The sequence below is a fragment of the Pseudomonas sp. 13B_3.2_Bac1 genome (genome assembly GCF_025466205.1).
GTDB classification, from domain to species: domain Bacteria; phylum Pseudomonadota; class Gammaproteobacteria; order Pseudomonadales; family Pseudomonadaceae; genus Aquipseudomonas; species Aquipseudomonas fluorescens_H.
Genome location: NZ_JANLOG010000008.1, coordinates 1 through 6931 on the forward strand (window position 1 = coordinate 1; position 6931 = coordinate 6931).

General features: G+C 57.6%; 7 protein-coding genes and 1 tRNA gene. All 8 read right to left on the bottom strand.

What is annotated here, in order from left to right; translation table 11 throughout:
• Positions 1–68 precede the first annotated feature (68 nt).
• The 8 genes from NTD85_RS01035 to NTD85_RS01070 all read right to left on the bottom strand — a co-directional run bounded on the left by NTD85_RS01035 (position 69) and on the right by NTD85_RS01070 (position 6755).
• Positions 69–797: a class I SAM-dependent methyltransferase gene (locus tag NTD85_RS01035; protein WP_103521441.1), complete on the bottom strand. Its 729-nt coding sequence runs from the start codon at positions 795–797 to the stop codon at positions 69–71.
• 229 nt (positions 798–1026) lie between these two features.
• Complete coding sequence (locus tag NTD85_RS01040) at positions 1027–2286, bottom strand: type II toxin-antitoxin system HipA family toxin (RefSeq protein WP_262141221.1); 1260 nt, start codon at positions 2284–2286, stop codon at positions 1027–1029.
• Positions 2279–2596: a helix-turn-helix domain-containing protein gene (locus tag NTD85_RS01045; RefSeq protein WP_003222513.1), complete on the bottom strand. Its 318-nt coding sequence runs from the start codon at positions 2594–2596 to the stop codon at positions 2279–2281. Before NTD85_RS01045 ends, NTD85_RS01040 begins: the two co-directional genes overlap by 8 nt.
• Before the next feature lie 289 nt (positions 2597–2885).
• Positions 2886–2959: transfer RNA gene (locus NTD85_RS01050), tRNA-Gly, on the bottom strand.
• Between the two features lie 158 nt (positions 2960–3117).
• The gene (locus NTD85_RS01055; RefSeq protein ID WP_045122324.1) at positions 3118–4002 is read right to left on the bottom strand and encodes an alpha/beta fold hydrolase; all 885 of its coding nucleotides are present in this window, start codon (positions 4000–4002) and stop codon (positions 3118–3120) included.
• A gap of 316 nt (positions 4003–4318) precedes the next feature.
• The gene (locus NTD85_RS01060; protein ID WP_262141222.1) at positions 4319–5011 is read right to left on the bottom strand and encodes a pseudouridine synthase; all 693 of its coding nucleotides are present in this window, start codon (positions 5009–5011) and stop codon (positions 4319–4321) included.
• Between the two features lie 33 nt (positions 5012–5044).
• Positions 5045–5275, bottom strand: coding sequence for a cysteine-rich CWC family protein (locus NTD85_RS01065; RefSeq protein WP_262141223.1), 231 nt, complete (start codon positions 5273–5275; stop codon positions 5045–5047).
• Positions 5268–6755, bottom strand: a complete 1488-nt coding sequence (locus NTD85_RS01070; RefSeq protein ID WP_262141224.1) for a sensor domain-containing diguanylate cyclase — start codon at positions 6753–6755, stop codon at positions 5268–5270. Before NTD85_RS01070 ends, NTD85_RS01065 begins: the two co-directional genes overlap by 8 nt.
• Positions 6756–6931 lie beyond the last annotated feature (176 nt).

A 6931-nucleotide genomic window follows, 5' to 3' on the forward strand; every position in this document is an offset into this window, starting at 1 on the left:
CCCCCCCCCCCCCCCCCCCCCCCCCCCCCCCCCCCCCCCCCCCCCCCCCACAATGCATGTTTCGCCAGTTAGCGCTGCACCGCCACCAACATCATCATCGGCCGTTCCCGCTCTTCAGCCAGCGCCGGTTGCGCCGCCACCTCCGCATCGCTCGGCCCCCATTCGTTGACATGGCGAATGGCAAAACCCGCCGCAATCAACGAATTCAACAGCGTGCCCATCGTGCGGTGCTGCTTGATCACCCCTTCGGCCAGCCAGTTGGTCACCCGTTCGCCTTCCATCTGATAACTGTCCAGCGGCCAGCGCTTGCGACCGTCGCTGTCGATCAACCAGCCCGGATTGCGCGGGGCCATGAAGATCGGGTGTTCGATGGAGAACACAAAATGCGAACCCGGTTTCAACGCTGCGTACAGATGAGCGAACAGCCCTGGCAGATCCTTGATGTAATGCAGCGCCAGTGAACTGTAGGCGAGATCGAAACTGCACGCTGGGAGATCGAGATGCTCAAGATCGGCGCGTTCATAGCGGATGTTCGCCGCCGCAGTGGTTTCGCGCGCGCGCTCCAGCATCTTTTCCGAGACATCCAGCCCCAGCACATGGGCGGCGCCTTGGTCACTGGCCCAACGGCTGAACCAGCCATAGCCGCAGCCGAGGTCGACCACATTAAGATCATGCATCGACGGCAACAACGCCTTGAGCGCCGGCCATTCCGGCGCGGCATCGAGACCGCCGATCGAGCGGTTCATCTGGCTGTAACCCTGAAAAAATTCCGGGTCGTCGTAAATGTTTTGCGTCATGAGTGAGTGGCTCTTTTGAGTTCGGTCATCAGCGGCACAGTGGCCGCGCCATGGAGTCCCTCGAAAGTCAAAACGCGTATTCGTCGATGGCCGCGCAGGGGGAGGGTGGTGGGTGAAGTGGGAATCCTACTGGGTCGTGGGGACGGTGAGAACCGTGGGTGTGTTGTGGATCTGTAATGTCGGAAAAATCTTCAGGGTTTCAAAAAATGTGATTTGCAAGGATATGCAGTCATCGCAACAGCTTGATGTTGTGATCAATTCGGCTTTGAATGGTACGCAGGGTTTCCTGAGTGATCACGCCAGGATAAAGATCATTTGCCACAGTCGAGAATTGGCTGGATACGTCGCAAAAGCGCTCAATGATAACTCCTGCCTCATAGGCACCCACCTCCGCTTCTTCTGCCAGTCCAAGCATGGCCTTTCGGTCGATTTCCAGCGCTTCGCCCATCACATCCATCTGGTGATACCCACCCGGCCCCTCGCAAAAGGTCACATCGTAGGCCGGGGCTAATTTCCAATCGCCAGCTCGCGACATGGTGTAGGCAAAGTTCTTGGGATGATCATCCCGGTTGTGGAACGCAACGTTGAAAACAGCACGCTCGAACGCCCGTGCTTTTTCACGTACATCATTGGTACATCTTTGGGTGGCGCGCAGGAAGTTGACATAGTCCAATGCTCCCGGAGAGCGAAAATCTGCACCGGTAAAGGCTGCGAGGCTTTGCATGGGGACGCGTAGTCCGTCTTGTCGATCAAACCGTCTGCTGGCGAAGGCAGCCATTCCATCTGACAGACTGAAGTACTGCGTATCCGGCGTTTGAATGCCGCAGAGGCGCAAGCAAGCGGCATAAACCATTTCGATGGCGCACACTTCGGGATGTTCGTGTTGGGCAGGGAATTTCACCAGCCATGCTTCAAAACCTGGAGTGGCAGCTGTGGTGAACGTCCCGGTGTCGGGGGCGCGATAGACCAGAGCCTTGGGTCTGGCACCTTGCGGAGAGCCTCCAACCAGCAGCAACTTATGAAGAAGCTCGCCCCCTTCACCTTTCAGCACTTGCCGCACTTCGGCTGCAAGTAACTCAATGGGAACATGCATTTGTGGTTCTAGTACGTCAGGTGCCACAGGCTTGAACGACATGGCACCCATGGCATTGTTGCCGATGTAGGCCAGTCGCTCCAAAGGTCCGATGCGTGCGGGATTCAGGCCGCGACGTTTGAATAGACGATCCATCAGCAGCATGCCCCAGCCGTCGGGCAGCGAGTCATAGACGGGGCCTGGCAATCCCAACTGATGTGGCGGGAAATCCCGACTTAATTTGGCGCCTTGCAAAGGAAGTTTCAGGGACGAAAGTTCGAGTCCTCTTTTTTTCGCTTCGTCGCTGTACTCAAACACCACCAGCGGACGGCCGGTCAGCGCTGCGGTGGAAGCCAGTGTGCCCCACCGCCAATGTTCACCCCAGCCCTCGTAGTAGACGTCTACTTTCTCAAGCATTGTCGGATTTCCTTTTGATGCGGTAACGCTTGGCACTGTTTTCGTAGCGCAGGATGTCGTCCAGAGTTTCAAGCTTTGGCAAGAACAGGTTTTCGAGTTCCTTACTGCGCCCAAGTACCATGGCAACACGTACCAGATTTTCGAAGCCCACATTACGCCCGGCTTCAAGATTGGATACCGTGTTGGTTCCGATGCCGGCACGTGCGGCCACGTCCGCTTGCGTCATTTCCAGAGCGAGTCGATCAGTGCGTAGACGTTCACAGATCCGCTTGACGATCTCACTTGGCTTGCTAAGGCTTAAATCCAACATAATGGGTCTTACACCTCAAAAGCTACTTTAAAGCCGGTAATTCTGGATTTATCCAGGAATGTGTCATCCATGCACTATTCCTGATTATTGTGGCTTATCTTTTGAAAATCGCAATAACCCACAGAAAAATGGAATTATCCAAATTTGGGTTGAGGAGAGGTTCGAGTCAGGAGAATCATCATTCATGGTGTGTTCCCACAAATCCCGGACACAAAAAAACCGGCCCTGTAGGCCGGTTTTTTCTGTTCCTGCATCCCCCGTCATAACCACGACGTGAGACCCGATTGAGTGGAGCGGGTAGAGGGAATCGAACCCTCAACTAAAGCTTGGGAAGCTTTCGTTTTGCCACTAAACTATACCCGCTCAGAGCGGCTGACTTTGTACCAGAGTCGGGCGCGGATTTGAAGTTTTTCTTTTGCCCGCAGCGCGTTACAGCATTGAAGACGGTCATTCGCGGGCGAATCTGCAGGTAATCAGCGCTGGCTTCTCAGCCCCACAGACTCGCTCGCGACGACGCTTTTTCAAATGGCCGATGCATGGTGATCCTGGACGAACGAGTAACGCGTTCGGCTCGACTGCTGTGACGGTTTCAGGAAACCAAGCAGGGCATTCTGGCTGTCACGGCAAGCCGCCTTGTGCTCCATGTCGAGAAAATGCCCGGTGGCCTGCAGCGTGGTGAAGGTGCTTTGTGCCACGTGGTTGCCGAATATCCGTGCGTCTTCGGCGGCGGTGTACTCATCCCATTCGCCGTTGAGGAACAGCACCGGCACGTTGATCCTTTTCGCCGCATTCAGGTAGCACTGACGATCACTGTGCAACACGTCGTTGATGTGAAAGTGCATCTGCCCGTATTCGTGCTCGGCCAGACTGCTGACGTGGCGATAGTTGAAGCGCTTGAACAGTGACGGCAGGTGTTTGCCGATGGTGTTGTTGACCAGGTGCCCGACCCGATCGCCGTCGCGCTGGCCGAGGTAATCGACACCGCGCTCCAGGTAATCCAGCATGTGCGCGTTGATCACCGGCGAGAACGAACTGATCACGGCTTTTTCGATGCGCCGAGGCTGGTGGGCCAAGGCGACCAGGGTGGCCGCGCCGCCCCAGGAAAACGAGAGCACGTGTTCGGCACCGAAATGGTCGATCAACTCCAGCAGAATCTGCCCTTCGACTTCCTTCGTCAGATGTTTCTCGTGGCGGTTGTGGATTTTAGACCTGCCCGCGTAGGGCTGGTCGTAGCAAACCACGTTGAATTGCGGGTGCAGATTTTTCACGGTTTGAGCAAACGACGCAGTCGTGGCCATCGAGCCGTTGACCAGGATGATGGTCTTTTCTGCGGCGTCTGCGCGATAGAACTCCGTGTAAACCCGATACTGACCCTGTATATCCAGCACAGCGATTTCTGGCCTCATGTCATAAGACTCCTGGCAAGCAAGCGGGTATGCGCGCAAATAGAGATTGCACGAGCTTTGTGACAGGTAGGCATACGCCTGGAGTTTGGGGCCCATGTCGATCCGGAACGGCAGGTCGACGGGTATTATTATTGGCGGGCAGTCTGCCGGGGGAGGTGGAGCCTTTGAGGCTCTCTACCGGCAAAAAGGTTGCTTGGATGTACTGCGTGACTAATCGGTCACAATTTGGCCGACGTCCTGATTCAAGCAGGGGGATCAGGATCGCGCAAGTGCCGTTGGTGAATTGTTCGACAACTTCTGCTGAGCGGTCGCCGGCTTAGAACAAATGGATCTCTTCGGTGCGCAATGTTCGGTACTCGCCCGGTTTTAGCGCGTTATCGAGCAACAGCGGGCCCATGGATTCGCGGTGCAGGCGCAACACTTTGTTGTTGAAGTGACCAAACATGCGCTTCACCTGATGGTATCGACCCTCGACGATGCTCAGACGCGCCGCCCTCGGGCCGAGCACTTTGAGTTGCGCCGGTTGCGTGGTCAGGTTTTCGAAGGCGAAGTAGATGCCCTCGGCAAACGTGACTGCATACTCCGGCCCGATCTCCTGTTCGGTCTCGACGTAATAGACCTTCGGCAGTTTGGTCTGCGGTTGGGTCAGCCGTCGCGACCAGCCGCCATCGTTGGTGATCAGCATCAGCCCGGTGGTGTTGAAGTCGAGGCGACCGGCGATGTGCAGGTCGTCCTTGTCCGGCTCGTGGATCAGATCGAGCACGGTCGGGTGCTGCGGATCGCGGGTGGCGCTGACGCACCCCGGCGGTTTGTGCAGCATGAAGTAGCGCGCCGGTTTGCCGAGTTGCAAGACTTCTTCGTCGACTTCGACGCGGCTGAATTCCAGCACTTCGCTGTGCGGGTCGCTGACAACTTTTCCGTCGATCCGCACACGCTTTTCCACCAGCAACAGACGAACCTGCTGACGGTTGTAGCGGGGCAGGTTGCTGAGGAAACGGTCGACGCGCATGGTCAGGAATCGGCGGATAAAGGGGCGCGTATCTTACGGGATCGGCCGCCCCGCTGCTTGCAGTTGCGCCTCGACCTGCGCGCAGCGCGGGCACAGGCAGGATTTATTGCGCAGTTCGGCCGGCAGGGCTTCGAGCACTGCCGGGTCGATGCTCACGCCATAGCACCAGCAAGCCTGGTCGGCGGTGCGCGGGTCGGCCAGGGTGCAGTCGTTGCGGGCGCCGCAGGCCGGGCAGAGGTCGGGTTTAGCGTCGGTATCAGGCATAAGTCGAATGAGGCATTTCCACGCAGGTGCGGTTACGGCCGGTTTGTTTGGCTCGGTACATCGCATGATCGGCCCGGGACAGCAGCGTGTGCAAGGTGTCATCCGCTTGCAGGGTGGTGGCGCCGATGCTCACGGTCAGACTCAGGCTGTGGCCATCGTAGGAATACGCCTGTTGTTCGACGTGTCGGCGGATCTTCTCGGCAATCTTCTGACCGGTCTCAGCGTCGGTGTCCTTCAGCAATACGATAAATTCCTCACCACCCCAACGGCAGACAATGTCGGAATGGCGCAGGCAACTTTGCAGGTCGCGGGCGAAGCCGATCAGCACCTGATCGCCGGCCATGTGCCCGTAGGTGTCGTTCAATGTTTTGAAGTGATCGAGATCGAGCAACAGCGCAGTCAGGGGCTTCGGCTCGCGTTGCGCTTCGTGCAGGGCCTGCACGGCGAGCAGGTCGAAGCCACGGCGATTCGGTAGTTCGGTGAGGCTGTCGAGGGTGGCCTGCGCCTGAATCTTGCGCTGATAACGCCGGATCACCCGATTGAGCAGGGCCAGCACGCCCAGCGTCACCAGCAGGCAGATCAGCAGGTTGAGGTACAGCGACTGACGGATGTCACTGAGCGCGCCATCCTCGCGCTTGTCGACGAACAGATACCAGTGCAACTCCGGGATGTAACGTACGTTGAGAAAATGTCCCTGACCGTGGGCGGAATATTCGTAACTGCCGCTGTGGGGCTTGGGTAACTGGCTGATCAGGCTTTTCATACTGGCGAGTTCGCTGAGGCTTTGCCCGATGTGCGCACCTTCCGGGCCGCCGCTGGCGCCGGTGAGTACCAGTCGTCCGAAGGCATCGACGAAGTAGACGCTGCGTTGATAACGCTGCTGGTACTTGTCGATGAGCTTGATCACCGCGTCCACCGTCAGGCCTACGCCCGCGGCACCAATGAAGCGGTTGTCGTAGTCGTAGACCTTGTAGTTGATGAAGAAAGTCAGGTTGTCCTTGTTGGCCAGATCCGGGTCGACGTTAATCTCGTACGGGTCTTTCATGTCGCGCACGCGGAAGTACCAGGCGTCGCGCGGCTCATCAATCCTGACCTGCTTGAGCACGCCTTTGGCGTGGTAGTACGTGTGGCTGCTGTCGGAGACGAAGAACGCGGTGTAGGCGCCGTAGTGGGTCATGACCTCTTCGAGGTAGCGGGTCATTTTTACCGGGTCTTTTTCGCCGTTCACCACCCAGTCGCGCATGAACGTATCGCGGGACATCATCGAGGAAATCAGGATCGGTCTGACGAGGTCTTTCTGGATTTCCGAATAAACGGTGTCGGATGTCAGCGGCAGTTCGGTGTTGACGATGCTGTCGCGGATTGACGCCCGTGAGGCGTAATAGCTGAGCAAGGAAGTGGCGAGGAAGCCGGCACCAAGCAGTGCGACCAGAGTCAGCACCAGCGAGCGTTGGGAGTACAGCGCAGATCTGTGCGGCATGGGCGGTTCCGTTGGCAGATGAGCCGATGGCAGCATTCTAATGGCACTGCCGGGAAATAACTGCTCCATACGCGGCGCAAATGGTCGTTCCTGTATTTCCGGGCATTTGCACCGTTCAACGGGGGGGGGGGGGGGGGGGGGGGGGGGGGGGGTGGGTCCCCACCAAATATTTTTTT